The organism is Pseudomonas extremorientalis (assembly GCF_001870465.1).
Taxonomy (GTDB): Bacteria; Pseudomonadota; Gammaproteobacteria; order Pseudomonadales; family Pseudomonadaceae; genus Aquipseudomonas; species Aquipseudomonas extremorientalis.
In genome coordinates this window covers 95,143-113,284 of record NZ_MDGK01000052.1, presented here as the reverse complement: position 1 = coordinate 113,284, position 18,142 = coordinate 95,143, and the positions used below count along the sequence as shown (strand labels likewise).

The following is an 18,142-nucleotide window of genomic DNA, read 5'->3' as shown; positions in this document are numbered from 1 at the left end:
GGCCCCGGACGACAGGCAACTGAACAGGCCAAATGGGTCGAATCGATAAAACAACCGTTTTATCGCGGCAAACTCTCTAACCCAGGGACTTGCGATTGAAATCCCGCAGGCGGAAGCCTTGCAGCAGCAACATCCCGAAGTACACCACCACACCGGCAACGACCAGCGCACCCAGGCGCAGGAAGCGCTCCAGCATATGGCCCTCATCCCAAGCGGGCATGAAGTGCATCAACCCCAGCAACACGGCCGACATCGCCCCGACCGCCACCAGCAGCTTGAGGGTGAACAGACACCAGCCGGCCTGTGGCTGGAACATCTGCTGCTTGCGCAACTGGTAAAACAAAAGCCCTGCGTTGATGCACGCGCCCGCACTGATGGCCAGGGCCAGGCCGGCATGGGCCAGCGGACCGATAAACACCAGGTTGAGCAGTTGCGTGACGATCAGCGTGAAAATCGCGATTTTCACTGGTGTACGGATGTTTTGCTGGGCGTAGAAGCCTGGGGCGAGCACTTTGATCACGATGATGCCGAGCAAGCCAACGGAATAGGCGACCAAGGCATGTTGCGTCATCAGTGCGTCGTGGGCATCGAATTGGCCGTATTGAAACAGTGACACAGTCAGCGGCTCAGCCAGGATCCCCAGGGCCAGTGCGCACGGCAACACCAGCACGAAGCACAGGCGCAGGCCCCAATCGAGGATGCGCGAGTATTCCTGGCGGTCCTTGCTGGCGTAGGTGCGCGACAGGGTCGGCAACAAAATCGTGCCCAGGGCCACGCCGAGCACGCCGGACGGCAGCTCCATCAGGCGGTCGGCGTAGTACATCCACGACACCGAGCCCGATACCAGCAGCGAGGCGAACGCCGTGTTGATGATCAGGGAAATCTGGCTCACGGAAACACCCAGGATCGCCGGCAGCATATTGCGCATCACGCGCCATACGCCAGTGTCCTTGAGGTTCAGGCGTGGCAATACGAGCATGCCGATCTTTTTCAGGTGTGGCAGTTGGTAGAGCAGTTGCGCCAGGCCACCGGCCAATACGGCCCAGCCGAGCGCCATCACTGGCGGGTCGAAGTACGGCGTGAGAAACAGCGCGAAGATGATCATGCTGACGTTCAGCAGGGTCGGCACGAAGGCTGGCACCGAGAAGCGGTTCCAGGTATTGAGGATCGCCCCGGCCAGGGATGACAGGGAGATCAGCAATATATAAGGAAAGGTCACTCGCAGCAGATCAGTGGTGAGCGCGAATTTTTCCGGGGTATTGGCAAAACCGGGGGCCGTGGCCCAGATCACCCAGGGGGCGGCGAGCATGCCAAGGATGGTCACCAGCATCAGCACCAGGGTCAACAGGCCGCAGACGTACGCGATGAAGGTACGGGTGGCTTCTTCGCCTTGCTGGGTCTTGTACTCGGCCAGGATCGGCACGAATGCCTGGGAGAACGCACCTTCAGCGAAGATCCGCCGCAGCAGGTTGGGCAATTTAAACGCAATAAAGAAGGCATCCGTGGCCATGCTGGCGCCAAAAATGCGCGCCAGCAGGGTGTCACGCACAAACCCCAGGACCCGGGAGATCATCGTGATAGAGCTGACGGCGGCCAACGATTTGAGCAGATTCATTGAAAGAGTTTGCGCCTTTAGATAAAGAGCAGGCGTACAAAGCGCCCACTTATGCGATACTGCGCGCCTGCAACAGCACAGAGCCAAAGCTCGCGAGTTTACAGGTCAAGCGCCGGAAATAAATCACCCGCCTCTTCAGATCGACCACTCAGCAGTTCGCATCAGCCGCCCTTGACAACCCATCAAGTCATCGGCATGATTCGCGGCCTATTTTGTTTGCTATTTCCTAAAAAGTCTTTCGAGGAGCTCGACGGTGGCCAACACACCTTCCGCCAAAAAACGTGCAAAACAGGCTGAGAAGCGTCGCAGCCACAACGCCAGCCTGCGTTCCATGGTTCGTACCTACATCAAGAATGTAGTTAAAGCCATCGACACCAAAGACGCTGAAAAAGCCCAAGCTGCTTACGTTCTGGCTGTGCCAGTTATCGACCGTATGGCCGATAAAGGCATCATCCACAAGAACAAGGCCGCTCGCCATAAGAGCCGCCTGAATGGCCACATCAAGGCTCTGAGCGTTGCTGCTGCAGCCTAAGTGGTAACAACTGCCACGCAGCCCCGGTTGCGAAACAGTTAAGAAATGCCCCGTACCGAAAGGTCCGGGGCATTTTTGTTGTGGGAGGTGGCAAGCCCCCTCCCACATTTTTTCAAGCGCAAAAAAACGCCCCGAACCAGTCGGGGCGTTTTTGCTACCGATTGATCAAACCACAATCAATGGTGGTGACCGCCTTCACCGTGAACGTGGCCGTGAGCCACTTCTTCCTGGGAAGCGTCGCGGATGGCAACGATCTTCACTTGGAAGTTCAGGCGCTGACCAGCCAGCGGGTGGTTGCCGTCGACGGTGACGTCGTCGCCGTCCAGATCACGGATGGTGACGATCTGCATTTGGCCGTCCGGCGCGGAAGCGTGGAACTGCATGCCCACTTCCAGCTCGTCGACACCTTCGAACATGCTGCGGCTCAGGGTGCTGACCAGTTCGGCCGAGTACTCGCCGTAGGCATCTTCAGGTTCTACGGCAACGGTCAGCTCATCACCGACGCTCTTGCCTTCCAGGGCCTTTTCCAGGCCTGGGATGATGTTACCTGCGCCTTGCAGGTAGACCAGCGGCGCGCCGCCGGCTGAGCTGTCGATGACCTCACCAGCGTCGTTGGTCAGGGTATAGTCGATGGAGACAGCCTTGTTAGCGGCGATCGTCATGGGGCGAGACCTTTTGCATAAGAATGAAGAACGGACAAGTCTAAACAAGGATTTGCCCGAAAGCGAACAGAACCCGGACAGACGGGGCCGATCAACGGCATCCTTCATCATCGGGTTCCACCAGGACGACGACCAGCACTGGGTTGCCGAGCTGTCCTGTGGCCACACCCAGCACCTGCGCCACCAGCCGCCGTGGCAGTCACGCGCCTGGGTGCTGGACCCCGTGCAACGTATTGAAAAAATAGGCCAGCCCTTTGCCTGCGGCTGGTGTGCGCGGGAGCGCGAATAACGATAACCTTGGCGCCTGATTCGCGGTAGACGCTCAGCCATAGAGCGCCACCCAAGCCATGCACCTCCAGAGAATCCGCATGCAGACTTTTTTTATCGCGCCCACCGATTTTGGTGTGGGTCTGACCTCCATCAGCCTTGGGCTGGTGCGTACCCTTGAACGGGCCGGGCTGAAAGTCGGTTTTTTCAAGCCGATTGCCCAGCCGCACCCCGGCGACACCGGCCCCGAGCGCTCCACCGAACTGATGGCGCGCACTCACGGCCTCAAGCCGCCGCAGCCGCTGGGCCTGGCCCACGTAGAGCGCATGCTCGGCGACGGCCAGCTCGACGAGTTGCTCGAAGAGATCATCACGCTGTACCAGCAAGCCGCCGTGGGCAAGGACGTATTGATCGTCGAAGGCATGGTGCCCACCCGCAGCGCCAGCTATGCGGCGCGGGTCAACCTGCACCTGGCCAAGAGCCTGGATGCGGAAGTGATCCTGGTGTCTGCCCCGGAAAACGAGGTGCTCACCGAACTCTCAGGTCGCGTGGAATTGCAGGCCCAACTGTTCGGCGGCCCGAAAGACCCGAAAGTGCTCGGCGTGATCCTCAACAAAGTGCGCACCGACGAAAGCATGGAAGCCTTCTCGGCTCGCCTGAAAGAACATTCGCCGCTGTTGCGCAGCGGTGATTTCCGCCTGCTGGGCTGCATTCCCTATCAACCGGAACTCAACGCACCGCGTACCCGCGACGTGGCCGACCTGATGGGCGCGCAGATCCTCAACGCTGGCGACTACGAAACCCGGCGCATGACCAAGATCATCATTTGCGCACGCACCATGCGCAACACCGTGGAGCTGCTCAAGCCCGGCGTGCTGGTGGTGACCCCCGGCGACCGCGACGACATCATCCTCGCCGTCAGCCTGGCCGCGATCAACGGCGTCCCCCTGGCCGGCCTGCTGCTGACCAGCGACACCCTGCCCGACCCACGCATCATGGAGCTGTGCCGTGGCGCGTTCCAGGCCGGGCTACCGGTGCTGTCGGTGAGTACCGGCTCCTACGACACCGCCAACCAGCTCAACAGCCTCAACAAGGAAATCCCGATTGATGACCGCGAGCGCGCGGAAATCATCACGGATTTCGTCGCCAGCCACCTCGATGCGCGCTGGCTGCACCAACGTTGCGGCACACCACGGGAAATGCGCCTGTCGCCGGCGGTGTTCCGCTACCAGCTGATCCAGCGCGCCCAGGCTGCCAACAAACGCATCGTGTTGCCCGAAGGCAGCGAGCCGCTGACCGTGCAAGCCGCCGCGATCTGCCAGGCACGGGGCATTGCCCGGTGCGTGCTGCTGGCCAAGCCGGCTGATGTGGAAGCGGTTGCCCGCGCCCAGGGCATCGAATTGCCCGAAGGCCTGGAGATTCTCGACCCGGACCTGATCCGCCAACGCTATGTCGAGCCGATGGTGGCGCTGCGCAAGAGCAAAAGCCTCAACGCCCCCATGGCTGAGCAACAGCTGGAAGACACCGTGGTGATCGCCACCATGATGCTCGCACTGGATGAGGTGGACGGCCTGGTGTCTGGCGTCATTCACTCCACCGCCAACACCATCCGCCCTGCCCTGCAGCTGATCAAGACCGCACCGGGCTGCACCCTGGTGTCATCGGTATTCTTCATGCTGTTCCCCGAGCAGGTGCTGGTGTACGGCGACTGCGTGATGAACCCGCACCCGAGCGCCGCCGAACTGGCGGAGATCGCCCTGCAAAGCGCTGACTCGGCGGCTGCGTTCGGCATCACCCCGCGCGTGGCGATGATTAGCTATTCCAGCGGCGATTCGGCCAGCGGCGAGGAAGTGGAAAAAGTCCGCGAAGCTACCCTGCTCGCCCACGAACAGCAAAGCTCGCTGCTGATCGACGGCCCGCTGCAATACGACGCCGCCGCCAACGAAAACGTGGCCCGGCAATTGGCCCCCAACAGCCAGGTCGCCGGCAAGGCCACAGTGTTTGTGTTCCCCGACCTGAACACCGGCAACACCACGCACAAGGCCGTGCAGCGCAGTGCCGATTGCGTGAGCCTGGGGCCGATGCTCCAGGGCCTGCGCAAACCGGTCAACGACCTGCCGCGCGGCGCCCAGGTGGACGACATCGTGTACACCATCGCACTGACTGCGATCCAAGCCGCCAACCGACCTATGGATATCTAAATGCTGGATTTTCTACCTGCCGCCGTGCGCGGGGTGATCGCGTCGCTGTTGTTGGCGCTGAATACGATCCTGTTGTGTTCGTTCCTGTTTATCGTGGCGTTGTTCAAGGCCTTGCCGTTTGCCAAGCGCTTCAGCGAATGGCTGATGAACCACACCCATGAGGCCTGGGTGACCAACAACAAGGGCTGGATGAACCTGGTACGGTGCACCCGCTGGCACATCACCGGGCTGGAAGAGCTGGACTACCAGCACTCGTACCTGGTGACCAGCAACCATCAGAGCTGGGTCGACATCATGGTGCTGCAATACGTGCTGAACCGGCGGATTCGCCCACTGAAGTTCTTCCTCAAGCAGGAGCTGATCTGGGTGCCGGTAATTGGCCTGGCGTGGTGGGCGCTGGGCTTCCCGTTCATGAAGCGCTACACCAAGGCCTACCTGGAAAAACACCCGGAAAAGAAAGGCAAGGACCTGGAAACCACCCGCAAGACCTGTGCGAAGTTTCGCGACAACCCGGTGGGTATTTTCAACTTTGCCGAGGGCACGCGGTTTACTGCCGGTAAACATGCCCAGCAGAAATCGCCGTTCCGCTACCTGCTCAAGCCCAAGGCCGGAGGCATCGCGTTTGTGCTGGATGCCATGGGGGAGCAGTTGAAGTCACTGGTGAACGTGACCATTCACTACCCGGCTGGGCGCCCAGGTTATTGGGATTTGCTGTGCGGGAATGTGCGGGACGTGGTGGTGCACTTTGAGGAAGTGCAGATTCCGGCTGAGTTCATTGGCAAGAATTATGAGCAGGATGGGGATTATCGGTTGGCGTTCCAGGGGTGGATCAATCGGTTGTGGGAAGACAAGGACCAACTGCTGGAAAAGCTGCACAAAGACTTCCCAGGTAAACAGTGATCAAAATGTGGGAGCTGGCTTGCCTGCGAAAGCGGTGGATCTGTTGTAAATATATCAACTGGCAGACCGCTATCGCAGGCAAGCCAGCTCCCACATTGGCAGTGTGCACATTTGTTAATATGTAAAAAGCCCGCCACCGATCACTCGGTGGCGGGCTTTTTTGTGGCCGCGAGGGTTAGATCGCGCCGCGCTGACGCAACAGCTCCAGCACTTGCTTGACGCTCTCTTCCAGCGACAGGGCCTGGGTGTCGATCACCAGATCGGCATTCAACGGCACGTCGTACGGGAAGGACTCGCCAGGGATGTTATCCCCACCAGCAGCGTACAGCCCCTGCGGATCACGCTCGGCGCACACCAGTGGCGAGGCCTGCACATAGACAGTCAGCAGGCGATCGTCGCCGATCAACGCCTTGGCCTGTGCACGGCCTTCGGCATCCGGCGCAACGAACGCAGCCAGGGTCAGCAGGCCCGCTTCGTTGAACTGACGCGCCACATGCGCGGCACGACGCCAGTTCTCGGTGCGACCGGCACGGTCCTGCGGCAAGCCCTTGTTCAGGTCGTGGCGCAGGTTCTGGCCATCCAGCACAAATACCGCACGGCCCATGTCGAACAGCTTGCGCTCGACCGCATAGGCCAGGGTGCTCTTGCCGGCGCCAGACAGGCCGCTGAACAGCACGGTCGCCGGTTGCTGGCCGAAGCGCAGTGCGCGCTCCTCGGTGGCGACATGCGCGAGGCTGCCGTGTTGCGCAGAGCCGCCATGATTGACCGGCGGCGCGATGATCATGCCCGCAGCCACCGTGCCATTGGTCAGGCGGTCGATAACAATGAACGCGCCAGTGGTGCGGTTGCTGTCGTAGCCGTCCAGGGCGATGGCCGCGTCAAGGCTGACCTTGACCCGGCCGATCTCGTTCAACTGCAACGAACTCGCCGGGCCTTCAGCCAGGGTGTTCACGTCCACGCGATGCACGATGCTGGTGATGGAACCCGGCACGTAGCTGGTGGCGCGCTTGATGTCGTATTTCTTGCCCGGCAGCATCGGTTCTTCGGCCATCCACACCAGCATGGCGTCGAAGGCGTCGGTCACTTGCGGCACGTTGTCGGCATGCACCAGCAGGTCGCCACGGGAGATGTCGATCTCGTCTTCCATGGTCAGCGTCACCGCTTGACCAGGGCCGGCGTGCTCCAGCTCACCTTCGAAGGTGACGATGGATTTGACGCGGCTGCTCTTGCCCGACGGCAGCACCACGACTTCATCGCCCTTGTGCACGATGCCGCTGGCCAGGGTGCCGGCGAAACCACGGAAGTTCAGGTTCGGACGGTTGACGTACTGCACCGGGAAACGCAGGTCGGTGTAGTTGCGATCGTTGGCGATCTCGACGGTTTCGAGGATCTCCATCAGCGACTGGCCGGTATACCAGGGCGAACGCTCGCTCTTGTTCACCACGTTATCGCCCTTGAGCGCCGACATCGGCACAAAGGCCAGGGTGCTCGGCTTGAAGGCGATACCGTCGGCGAACTTCAGGTAATCGGCCTTGATCTGCTCGAATACGCCTTGGTCGAAGCCATTGATGTCCATCTTGTTGACGGCCACCACGATGTGCTTGATGCCCAGCAACGAGGCGATGAAGCTGTGACGACGGGTCTGGGTCTGCACGCCATAGCGCGCGTCGATCAGGATGATCGCCAGGTCACAGGTGGAGGCACCGGTGGCCATGTTGCGGGTGTACTGCTCATGGCCGGGGGTGTCGGCGATGATGAATTTGCGCTTGGCGGTGGAGAAGTAGCGGTAGGCGACATCGATGGTGATGCCCTGCTCCCGCTCGGCCTGCAGACCGTCGACCAGCAAGGCCAGGTCGATGTCGTCACCGGTGGTGCCGGATTTCTTCGAATCGCGGGTGATGGCTTCCAGGTGATCTTCGTAGATCATCTTGGAGTCGTGCAGCAGGCGCCCGATCAAGGTGCTCTTGCCGTCGTCGACGTTGCCACAGGTCAGGAAGCGCAACATTTCCTTGCGCTCGTGCTGGCCCAGGTAGGCGAGGATGTCCTCGCTGATCAAATCAGATACATGCGACATGACAGCCCCTTAGAAATAGCCTTGACGTTTTTTATCTTCCATCGAGCCTGCGCCATCGTGGTCGATGACACGGCCCTGGCGCTCGGAAGTTCGCGTCAGGAGCATTTCCTGAATGATGTCCGTCAGCGTTTCGGCTTCGGACTCCACCGCGCCCGTCAACGGGTAGCAGCCAAGGGTACGGAAACGTACTTTCTTTTTGACGATTCGGGCTTTGTCTTCGTCGGACAGGTGCTCGAGGATGCGGTCGTCGTCAATCATGATCAACGTGCCGTTCTTTTCGATCACTTCACGTTCGGCGGCGAAGTACAGCGGCACGATTGGAATGCCTTCCAGGTAGATGTACTGCCAGATGTCCAGCTCGGTCCAGTTGGACAGCGGAAACACGCGGATCGACTCGCCCTTGTTGACGTTGCCGTTGTAGACGTTCCACAGCTCGGGGCGCTGGTTCTTCGGGTCCCAGCGGTGTTTGCTGTCGCGGAACGAGTACACGCGCTCTTTGGCGCGGGATTTCTCTTCATCGCGACGGGCACCGCCAAAGGCTGCGTCGAAACCATGCTTGTCCAGGGCCTGCTTGAGGCCTTCGGTCTTCATGATGTCGGTGTGCTTGGCGCTGCCGTGGGTGAACGGATTGATGCCCTGCGCCACGCCGTCCGGGTTGACGTGGGTGATCAGGTCCAGGCCCAGTTCTTCGACCATCTTGTCGCGGAACTTGTACATCTCCTGGAATTTCCAGCGGGTGTCGACGTGCATCACCGGGAACGGCAGCTTGCCCGGGAAGAAGGCTTTGCGCGCCAGGTGCAGCATCACGGCGGAGTCTTTACCGATCGAGTAGAGCATCACCGGGTTGTCGAACTCGGCGGCGACCTCGCGGATGATGTGGATGCTTTCCGCCTCCAGCTGTTTCAGATGCGTCAGTTTGTCGACCATGGTTACTCACGGAAAAACGATCTTATGGACGGCCAGCGGGCCGTGTTCGAGCGGGGCATGCTAGCACAGCACCTGCTTCTATTCAGGGAGCCAGCTAGATCGAAACGGTATATGGATATACCACGGAGTTTGGGGTTAATCGCGGTCAAGTGTGGGAGGGGGCTTGCCCCCGATAGCGATGTGTCAGTCACTGCATGAGTAGCTGATCCACCGCCATCGGGGGCAAGCCCCCTCCCACATTTGTTCGGTGGTGTTTGTTAGATTGGGTTGGGGCAGTCGATGAACAAATGCTCCAACGCGAAGCGCCGCGCCAGGTAATCGCCCAGCGCCTGTACGCCGTAGCGCTCAGTGGCATGGTGACCGGCGGCGATGAAGCTGATGTCGTTTTCGCGGGCGCTGTGGAAGGTTTGCTCGGAAGCCTCGCCGCTGAGGAACAGGTCGACACCGGCCGCAATCGCGTCGTCGATGTAGCCCTGGCCACCACCGGTGCACCAGCCGACGCGGCGGATCATCTCGCTACCTTCGATCAGCAACGGCTCGCGGCCCATGACGTCCTGCACGCGGCGTGCAAAGTCGCGGGGCGACAGGGGCTCGGCGAGCGAGCCGACCAGCCCGACGATTTTGGGATTGTCCGGGTCCAGCGGACCCTCGACGGTAATGTCCAGTTGACGGGCCAACTGCACGTTGTTGCCGACCTCGGGGTGCAGGTCCAGCGGCAGGTGGTAGGCCAGCAGGCTGATGTCATGCTTGAGCAACGTCTTCAGGCGGCGCTGCTTCATGCCAGTGATGCAAGGGTTTTCGCCTTTCCAGAAGTAACCGTGGTGCACCAGGACCAGATCAGCCTGGGCTTCGACGGCCGCGTCCAACAGGGCCTGGCTGGCGGTCACGCCGCTGACGATGCGCATGACCTGGGGCCGGCCCTCGACCTGCAGGCCATTGGGGCAGTAGTCGGCAATTTTCGCGCTGCCGAGGTAGCGGTCTGCTTCCTCGACGAGGGTGGTAAGGGGGACGGCCATAAAAGACTCCTAAATATCCGGTTCGCAGGCGTCACAGCCTCGTATAATGCGCGACATTATGGGCGCTCTCCCGCCCCCTGCAACCTGTCAGGACTTACTTGATGCTCAAGGCGCTGCGTTTTTTTGGATGGCCATTGCTGGCTGGCGTGCTGATCGCGATGCTGATTATTCAGCGTTACCCCGGGCTGGTGGGTCTGCCCAGCCTGGATGTGAACCTGCAACAGGCGCCGCAAAGCAACTCGGTGGTGCAAGGCCCGGTGACCTACGCCGATGCCGTGGTGATCGCCGCTCCTGCCGTGGTCAACCTGTACACCACTAAAGTCATCAACAAACCGGCCCATCCACTGTTTGAAGACCCGCAGTTCCGCCGTTACTTCGGTGACAACGGGCCCAAGCAGCGTCGCATGGAATCCAGCCTGGGTTCCGGGGTGATCATGAGCCCCGAAGGTTACATCCTCACCAATAACCACGTGACCACTGGCGCCGACCAGATTGTGGTGGCCCTGCGTGACGGCCGCGAAACCCTGGCCCGCGTAGTGGGCAGCGACCCGGAAACCGACCTCGCGGTACTGAAGATCGACCTGAAGAGCCTGCCGTCCATCACCCTCGGCCGTTCCGACGGTTTGCGCGTGGGTGACGTGGCGCTGGCCATCGGCAACCCGTTCGGCGTAGGCCAGACCGTGACCATGGGCATTATCAGCGCTACCGGGCGCAACCAGTTGGGCCTCAACAGCTACGAAGACTTCATCCAGACCGACGCCGCGATCAACCCAGGTAACTCCGGCGGCGCATTGGTGGACGCCAATGGCAACCTGACGGGCATCAATACGGCAATCTTTTCCAAGTCCGGCGGCTCCCAGGGCATCGGGTTTGCGATCCCGGTGAAGTTGGCGATGGAGGTGATGAAGTCGATCATCGAGCATGGCCAGGTGATTCGCGGCTGGCTGGGGATTGAAGTACAACCATTGACCAAGGAACTGGCCGAGTCGTTTGGCTTGACCGGACGCCCAGGCATCGTGGTCGCCGGGATCTTCCGCGATGGCCCCGCACAGAAAGCCGGCCTGCAACTGGGGGATGTGATCCTCAGCATCAACGGCGAACCGGCCGGTGATGGCCGCAAGTCGATGAACCAAGTGGCGCGGATCAAGCCGACCGACAAGGTGGCGATCCAGGTCATGCGCAACGGCAAAGAGATCAAGCTGCTGGCGGAAATCGGGCTGCGTCCGCCGCCTGCGCCGGTCAAGGAAGAGCAATAAGCCACCTTGAACAGGTGCCCGCTCTCGGGCACCTGTAAACGGATATTTCAAAGCAATTCATTCTCATTAGGCATGTTATATTGTTTCAATATCGCTATTGGAACGCTCTATCATGCCGTCTCGAAGAATCGCCCCCTTGGCTGGCCTGGCCTTGGGTTTGTTGCTCGACCCCGCCTTCGCCGAAGAAAACACCTTGGAGCTCGATACCATCAGCGTCACCACCGATGCCTATGAGTCCACCACCGGCCCGGTCAAAGGCTACCGTGCCACCCGCTCCGCCAGCGCGACAAAAACCGACGCCGCCATTCGCGACATCCCGCAATCCATCAGCGTGATTCCCGCCACTGTGCTCAAGGACCTGGGCAGTACCAGCGTGGAGCGGGCCCTGGAATTTGCCGGCGGCGTGTCCAAGCAGAACAACTTCGGCGGCCTGACCCTCTACGAGTACAGCGTGCGTGGCTTCACCACGTCGGAGTTCTATCAGGACGGCTTCAGCGCCAACCGTGGCTACCCGAGTACACCGGACGCGGCGAACGTCGAGCGCATCGAAGTGCTCAAGGGGCCCGCCGCCAGCCTGTATGGGCGCGGCGATCCCGGTGGCACGGTGAATATCGTTACCAAGAAGCCCCAGCCTGAAGCCTTCACAACCTTGCAAACCAGCGCCGGCAGTTGGGACCGCTATCGCACCGCCGTGGACGTGAACACCCCGCTGGACAGCGAAGGCAACGTGCTGTCGCGGGTCAACCTGGCGGTGGAAGACAACCACAGTTTCCGCGATCACGTGCAGAGCAAGCGGGTATTCGTCGCGCCGTCGTTCAGTTGGCAACTGGACCCGGATACCAGTCTGCTCGTCGAGAGTGAATTCGTCCGCCACAGCTCTACCTTCGACCGTGGCATCGTCGACGCCCCCGGCGTATCTCGCTCCACCTTCCTCGGCGAACCCAACGACGGCGATATCGACAACCACAACAACCGTCTCCAGGCCACCCTTGAGCATCACCTCAACGATGCGTGGAAACTGCGCCTGGCCAGCCACTACAAACAAGGCAGCCTGTGGGGTGACGCCTCGGAAAACCGTGCGCTGAACATCGACGGTCATACCGTTAACCGCCGCTACCGCGAACGCTCAACCGGTTGGCACGACAGCATTACCCAACTCGAACTGCGCGGCCTGTTCGACATCGGCAGTTGGCAGCACGAACTGCTGGTCGGCACCGAATACGAGGACTACCGCAAGAAGGAGCGCGTGACCACTATCGCCGGCAGCCCCTACGCCATCGACATCTACAACCCGGTCTACGGCCAACCCAAGCCCAACGGCCAGCGCTCCGGCACCGACTTCTTCGAACAGACCAAGAGCCACGCGCTGAACCTGCAAGACCAGATCGTCTTCACCGATCGCCTGCGCGGCATGGTTGGCGCGCGCTTCGAGCATTTCGAGCAGAGCACCGATGACTTCACGCGCAACCACATCAAGAGCCGGCAAACCCACGACGCCTTGACCCAACGCGCCGGCCTGCTTTACCAGCTCACACCGCAAGTCGGGGTGTTCGCCAATGCCTCCACCTCGTTCAAACCCAACAGCGGCCTGGACGCCAACGGCAAAACCTTCAAACCGGAAGAAGGCGTGGGTTACGAAGTCGGGATCAAAAGCGAACTGTTCGATGATCGCCTCAGCACCACCCTCGCCGCGTTCCATATCGAAAAGGAAAACGTGCTCGCGCTGGACCCGTCCACCAATACCAACCGCGCCATGGGCAAGGCACGTAGCCAGGGCTTCGACCTGCAACTGACGGGGCAAGTGACGGAGGCCGTACGCGTAATAGGTGCCTTTGCGTACATCGACGCCGAAGTCACCAAGGGCGACACGACCATTCCCGCCGGCAGCCGGATTCTCGGCGTGGCCAAGCGCAGCGGCAGCCTGTTGGGGGTGTATGAGTTCCAGGATGGCGCGTTGCGGGGTTCAGACCTGGGGGCGGCGCTCACCTATGTAGGGGATCGCTCCGGCGAGGCTGGCACGGGCTTCGAACTGCCGGCCTACCACACGGTTGATCTGCTGGCCCATTACAAGGCCACCGACAACATTACCGTGGGCTTGAACCTCAATAACCTGTTTGATGAGAAGTATTACGAGCGGTCGTACAGCAACTACTGGATCAGCCCGGGCGAACCGCGCAATCTTACGGTCAGCCTGACCCTCAACCTGTAACAAAACCAAATGTGGGAGGTGGCAAGCCCCCTCCCACACCTTGATCTTCACTTTGTTCGGTTACAGCGCCGTCGGTGCGCGCTCGCAAAGGGAATTGAGCGCCTTCGCCCACTGCGGATCATCATTCAGGCACGGCACCAGCACCAGCTCCTCGCCCCCGGCCTCGCGGAACTGCTCCAGCCCGCGATCGCCGATTTCTTCCAGCGTCTCGATGCAATCGGCGACGAACGCCGGGCACATTACCAGCAGCTTTTTCACGCCCTGCCGGGCCAATGCTTCAAGGCGAGCCTCGGTGTAGGGTTCGATCCACTTGGCGCGGCCCAGGCGCGATTGGAAGGCCACCGACCACTTGTCTTCGGGCAAGCCCAGGCGTGTGGCAAAGTCGCGGGCGACGCTGAAGCACTGCGCGCGATAGCAGGTCTTGAGCACCTCGGCGGACGCATTCTTGCAGCAGTCGGCATCCTTGAAGCAGTGCTGGCCGGTAGGATCGAGCTTGGTCAAGTGGCGCTCAGGCAAGCCGTGGAAACTCAGCAGCAGGTGGTCGTAATCCTGTTCCACGTAGGGCCGCACGCTGGCGACCAGAGCGTCGAGATATTCGGGCTGGTCGTAGAACGGCTGCAGGATCGAGAATTGCACGTCGAGCTTTTTGTCGCGCACCACACGCTTGGCTTCCTCGATCACCGTGGTCACGGTACTGTCGGCAAATTGCGGGTACAACGGCGCCAGGGTGACCTTGCGGATGCCTTGGGCTGCGAGGCGGGTCAGCACGCTTTCAATCGATGGCTCGCCATAACGCATAGCCAATTCCACCGGGCCTTGGGTCCACTGCGCGGTCATCTGCTGTTGCAGGCGACGACTGAGTACCACCAGCGGCGAACCCTCGTCCCACCAAATGGAGGCGTAGGCATGCGCCGACTGCTCGGGGCGCTTGATCAGGATCAGCGACACCAGCAAGCGCCGCACCGGCCACGGCAGGTCGATCACATAAGGGTCCATCAGGAACTGATTGAGGTAGCTGCGCACATCCGCCACCGAAGTGGACGCCGGCGAGCCCAGGTTGACCAGTAACAACGCGTGATCCGTCATGCAACATCCTATCTTTAGAGGCGGCCGGACAAGTCATCCAAAGCCGCACGCAACTCAGTGAACTGAAAAGTGAAACCGGCAGCCAGCAAGCGCTCGGGCAGCGCCTTCTGCCCGCCCAGCAAAAGGCCGGACAACTCACCCAGGCCCACCCGCAATGCAAAGGCCGGCATCGGCATGAATGCCGGGCGGTGCAGCACCTGGCCCAGGGTTTTCGCAAACTCGCGATTGCGCACCGGGTGTGGCGCGCAGGCATTATAGGGACCGCTGGCGTCAGGCTGGTGCAGAAGAAAATCAATCAGGGCGATTTGATCCCTGATATGCACCCACGGCATCCACTGCCGGCCACTGCCGATAGGCCCGCCCAGCGCCAGTTTGAACGGCAGCAACAGCCGCGACAAAAAGCCGCCCTGCGCCGCCAGCACCAGGCCGGTACGTACCAGGACCACACGAATCCCCAGGGCTTCGGCGCGCTGGGCGGTTTCTTCCCAGGCGATGCACAACTGACTGGGGAAATCGTCCTGCACCGGGCCGCTGGCTTCGGTCAATTCGCGCTCGCCGCCGTCGCCGTACCAGCCCACCGCCGAACCGGAAATCAACACCGCTGGTTTTTGCTCCAGGCCCTCAAGCCACGCCAGCAAAGTCTCGGTAAGGCTGATGCGGCTGTTCCACAACAACGCCTTGCGCTTGTGGGTCCAGGGGCGGTCGGCAATAGGCGCGCCCGCCAGGTTAATGACCGCGTCGACCGGGCCGATAACCTCTTCAAGGCGGCTGACTCCCGACACCTGGGCGCCGCATACCTTCGCGACCTGGTCCGCGTGGCGACTCCACACGGTCAGGCGATGGCCCTGGGTGAGCCAGTGTTGGCAGAGTTGGCGGCCAATCAAGCCAGTACCGCCGGTCAGCAAAATATGCATGGGACGCTCCTCATGTAACGTTCGCCGCCGATCACTGGTCTATTTTATAAACAGGGATCATTTGTTAGCAGGCGTAACGCTGGCTTAAGCCTCAGCTTTAACCATAGGTTACGCCGTTAGAACTGGTACGCCAAAACTTATACCAAAAAACAATATTGTACAGCTATTGGTGTCCGCGTAGTCTGTGCACAACGGTAAAACGAGGCCTCCCATGACTGTTCCCATCGCGATCATCGGCACCGGCATCGCCGGTCTCTCCGCCGCCCGAGCGTTAAGAGACGCGGGGCACGCTGTACAACTCTTCGATAAAAGCCGCGGCAGTGGTGGCCGCATGTCCAGCAAGCGCAGCGATGCCGGCTCCCTGGACATGGGCGCGCAATACTTCACCGCCCGCGACCGGCGCTTCGTCAACGAAGTGCAACGCTGGCAAAGCAACGGCTGGGCCGAGCAATGGAAACCCCAGCTGTACAACTTCAAGTCCGGCCAACTCACCCCGTCTCCCGATGAACAGATCCGCTGGGTCGGCACGCCGCGCATGAGCGCGATCACTCGCGCCCTGCTCGACGACCTGCCAGTGGAGTTCGGTTGCCGCATTACCGAGGTGTTCCAGGGCAAACACCACTGGAACCTGCTGGACGCGGACAGCGAAAACCATGGCCCCTTCAGCCACGTGATCATCGCCACGCCTGCGCCCCAAGCCACCGCCCTGCTGGCCGCCGCGCCCAAGCTGGCGAGTGCCGCCGCCGGGGTGAAAATGGACCCGACCTGGGCCATCGCCCTGGCCTTCGATAAACCCCTGGATACCCCCATGGAGGGCTGCTTCGTGCAGGACAGTCCCCTCGATTGGCTTGCCCGCAACCGCAGCAAACCTGGGCGCGATACCACCCTCGACACCTGGGTGCTGCACGCCACCAGCGCATGGAGCAAGGCCCACTTGGACCTGCCCAAAGAGGCGGTGATCGAGCACCTGCACGGCGCCTTCGCCGAACTGCTGCACAGCGCGATGCCGGCGCCGTCGTTCAGCCTGGCCCACCGCTGGCTCTACGCACGGCCGTCCAGCAGCCACGAATTCGGCGTACTCGCCGATGCCGACCTGGGCCTGTACGTGTGTGGCGACTGGTGCCTGTCGGGCCGCGTGGAAGGGGCCTGGCTCAGCGGCCAGGAAGCCGCGCGACGCTTGATCGAGCACCTGCAATGAACCGCATCAACCCCGCCAAATTGCTGCTGTCGAAATGGACAGCAGCCCACCCTCGCAACAAAGAAAAACACTTTCTGGTCACCGAGCTGTTTCGTGATGAAGAAGGCACGGTGCTCGACATTGAACTGCAAGCCGTGATGACGCACCGCAGCGAACGCCTGCCCTGGCAAACCCTGCAGGATATGGAAGCCTGGAAAATCGGCTGGAAATAGATCACTCGCAAAACTTGTACAAATAATTTGACTTGTACAGCATCGAACCTATGATGAGATTTAGTTGTACAGGATTTATATCTTGTACAGGAATCTTGCAGAGGGTTCGTGTATGTCCAGCACCACCAAACCGAAGATCGCCATCAGCGCCTGCCTGCTGGGCGAGAACGTGCGCTTCAACGGCGGCCATAAACAATCCCTGTTGTGCAGCCAGACCCTCGCCGACTATTTCGACTTCGTGCCGCTGTGCCCCGAAGTCGCCATCGGCCTGGGCATTCCACGCGAACCGATCCGTCTGGTGGGCGATCCCGCCCACCCGCAGGCCGTCGGCACCGTGCACCGCGAGCTGAATGTCACCCAACCGTTGGACGAGTACGGCCAGCAGATGGCCGCGGAACATACCGACCTGTGCGGCTATATCTTCATGCAGAAATCGCCGTCGTGCGGCCTGGAGCGGGTCAAGGTCTACCGCGACAACGGCACCCCCGTGGACGGCGGTGGGCGCGGCATCTACGCCCAGGCCTTCTGCGCGCGCCATCCCAACCTGCCGGTGGAAGAAGACGGTCGGCTGAACGACCCGGTGCTGCGGGAAAACTTCCTGACCCGGGTATTCGTCTACGCCAGCTGGCAGAAACTGTTGGCCGAAGGCCTGACCCGTCACCGCCTGCTGGCCTTTCATTCGCGCTACAAGTACCTGCTGATGGCCCACAGCCCAGCGCACTACAAGCGCCTTGGCCACCTGCTGGGCAGCATGACCAAGGATGCCAACCTCGACGAGTTGGCGGCGGGCTACTTCAGCGACCTGATGTCCGGCCTCACCAAGTGCGCCACCCGTGGCACCCACACCAATGTGCTGCAACACATCAGCGGTTACCTCAAACAGGTAATAAGCGCTGATGACAAGCAAGAAATGCAGACCGTCATCGGCCAGTACCGCCACGGCATCGTGCCGCTGGTGGTGCCGCTGACCCTGCTCAAACACCACTTTCGCCAACACCCGGACCGCTACATCGCGCAGCAGGCCTACCTGCAACCGCACCCGGAAAACCTAAGCCTGCGAAATGCGATCTAGA

The 18,142-nt window shown here is 61.0% G+C and carries 16 protein-coding genes; 9 read left to right on the top strand and 7 right to left on the bottom strand.

Going from position 1 to position 18,142, the window contains the following annotated elements; translation table 11 throughout:
* Positions 1-76: 76 nt before the first annotated feature.
* The gene (gene murJ / locus BFN10_RS19615; RefSeq protein ID WP_071491066.1) at positions 77-1,615 is read right to left on the bottom strand and encodes a murein biosynthesis integral membrane protein MurJ; all 1,539 of its coding nucleotides are present in this window, start codon (positions 1,613-1,615) and stop codon (positions 77-79) included.
* 253 nt (positions 1,616-1,868) lie between these two features.
* Here murJ and rpsT point away from each other — a divergent pair, with 253 nt between their 5' ends.
* On the top strand, positions 1,869-2,147 hold the full coding sequence (gene rpsT / locus BFN10_RS19610) for a 30S ribosomal protein S20 (RefSeq protein WP_016976313.1): 279 nt from the start codon (positions 1,869-1,871) through the stop codon (positions 2,145-2,147).
* 176 nt (positions 2,148-2,323) lie between these two features.
* Here rpsT and BFN10_RS19605 read toward each other — a convergent pair whose 3' ends face one another.
* A complete protein-coding gene (locus BFN10_RS19605) occupies positions 2,324-2,809 on the bottom strand; it encodes an FKBP-type peptidyl-prolyl cis-trans isomerase (RefSeq protein ID WP_027606858.1) in 486 nt (161 codons plus the stop codon).
* Between BFN10_RS19605 and BFN10_RS19600 the strand changes: the two genes are divergently transcribed.
* The 3 genes from BFN10_RS19600 (at position 2,808) to BFN10_RS19590 (ending at position 6,177) form a co-directional block, all read left to right on the top strand.
* On the top strand, positions 2,808-3,098 hold the full coding sequence (locus BFN10_RS19600; protein WP_071491065.1) for a DUF3565 domain-containing protein: 291 nt from the start codon (positions 2,808-2,810) through the stop codon (positions 3,096-3,098). The two genes, BFN10_RS19605 and BFN10_RS19600, sit on opposite strands and share 2 nt — an antisense overlap.
* Before the next feature lie 79 nt (positions 3,099-3,177).
* The gene (gene pta, locus BFN10_RS19595; RefSeq protein ID WP_071491064.1) at positions 3,178-5,277 is read left to right on the top strand and encodes a phosphate acetyltransferase; all 2,100 of its coding nucleotides are present in this window, start codon (positions 3,178-3,180) and stop codon (positions 5,275-5,277) included.
* The gene (locus BFN10_RS19590; protein ID WP_071491063.1) at positions 5,278-6,177 is read left to right on the top strand and encodes an acyltransferase; all 900 of its coding nucleotides are present in this window, start codon (positions 5,278-5,280) and stop codon (positions 6,175-6,177) included.
* Between the two features lie 175 nt (positions 6,178-6,352).
* On the opposite strand, the gene cysN is transcribed toward BFN10_RS19590, so the two are convergent.
* The 3 genes from cysN to BFN10_RS19575 form a co-directional block, all read right to left on the bottom strand.
* Positions 6,353-8,251: a sulfate adenylyltransferase subunit CysN gene (gene cysN / locus BFN10_RS19585; protein WP_071491062.1), complete on the bottom strand. Its 1,899-nt coding sequence runs from the start codon at positions 8,249-8,251 to the stop codon at positions 6,353-6,355.
* Between the two features lie 9 nt (positions 8,252-8,260).
* Positions 8,261-9,178, bottom strand: coding sequence for a sulfate adenylyltransferase subunit CysD (cysD, locus tag BFN10_RS19580; protein ID WP_005784641.1), 918 nt, complete (start codon positions 9,176-9,178; stop codon positions 8,261-8,263).
* Between the two features lie 257 nt (positions 9,179-9,435).
* A complete protein-coding gene (locus tag BFN10_RS19575; protein WP_071491061.1) occupies positions 9,436-10,194 on the bottom strand; it encodes a Nif3-like dinuclear metal center hexameric protein in 759 nt (252 codons plus the stop codon).
* 101 nt (positions 10,195-10,295) lie between these two features.
* Between BFN10_RS19575 and algW the strand changes: the two genes are divergently transcribed.
* Positions 10,296-11,450: a Do family serine endopeptidase AlgW gene (algW, locus tag BFN10_RS19570; RefSeq protein ID WP_071491060.1), complete on the top strand. Its 1,155-nt coding sequence runs from the start codon at positions 10,296-10,298 to the stop codon at positions 11,448-11,450.
* Positions 11,451-11,562: 112 nt separating this feature from the next.
* The gene (locus BFN10_RS19565; protein ID WP_071491059.1) at positions 11,563-13,659 is read left to right on the top strand and encodes a TonB-dependent siderophore receptor; all 2,097 of its coding nucleotides are present in this window, start codon (positions 11,563-11,565) and stop codon (positions 13,657-13,659) included.
* A 60-nt stretch (positions 13,660-13,719) separates the two neighbouring features.
* Here the strand turns inward: BFN10_RS19565 and hemH are convergent, their stop codons facing one another.
* Positions 13,720-14,745 (bottom strand): ferrochelatase, encoded by a 1,026-nt coding sequence (gene hemH, locus BFN10_RS19560; RefSeq protein ID WP_071491058.1) that lies wholly within the window; start codon positions 14,743-14,745, stop codon positions 13,720-13,722.
* Positions 14,746-14,759: 14 nt separating this feature from the next.
* Complete coding sequence (locus BFN10_RS19555; protein ID WP_071491057.1) at positions 14,760-15,659, bottom strand: TIGR01777 family oxidoreductase; 900 nt, start codon at positions 15,657-15,659, stop codon at positions 14,760-14,762.
* A gap of 211 nt (positions 15,660-15,870) precedes the next feature.
* Between BFN10_RS19555 and BFN10_RS19550 the strand changes: the two genes are divergently transcribed.
* From BFN10_RS19550 to BFN10_RS19540, 3 genes are all read left to right on the top strand, one after another.
* The gene (locus tag BFN10_RS19550; RefSeq protein ID WP_071491056.1) at positions 15,871-16,857 is read left to right on the top strand and encodes an NAD(P)/FAD-dependent oxidoreductase; all 987 of its coding nucleotides are present in this window, start codon (positions 15,871-15,873) and stop codon (positions 16,855-16,857) included.
* On the top strand, positions 16,854-17,069 hold the full coding sequence (locus BFN10_RS19545) for a TIGR02450 family Trp-rich protein (RefSeq protein ID WP_071491055.1): 216 nt from the start codon (positions 16,854-16,856) through the stop codon (positions 17,067-17,069). Before BFN10_RS19550 ends, BFN10_RS19545 begins: the two co-directional genes overlap by 4 nt.
* Before the next feature lie 112 nt (positions 17,070-17,181).
* On the top strand, positions 17,182-18,141 hold the full coding sequence (locus BFN10_RS19540; protein WP_071491054.1) for a YbgA family protein: 960 nt from the start codon (positions 17,182-17,184) through the stop codon (positions 18,139-18,141).
* Position 18,142: the final 1 nt, after the last annotated feature.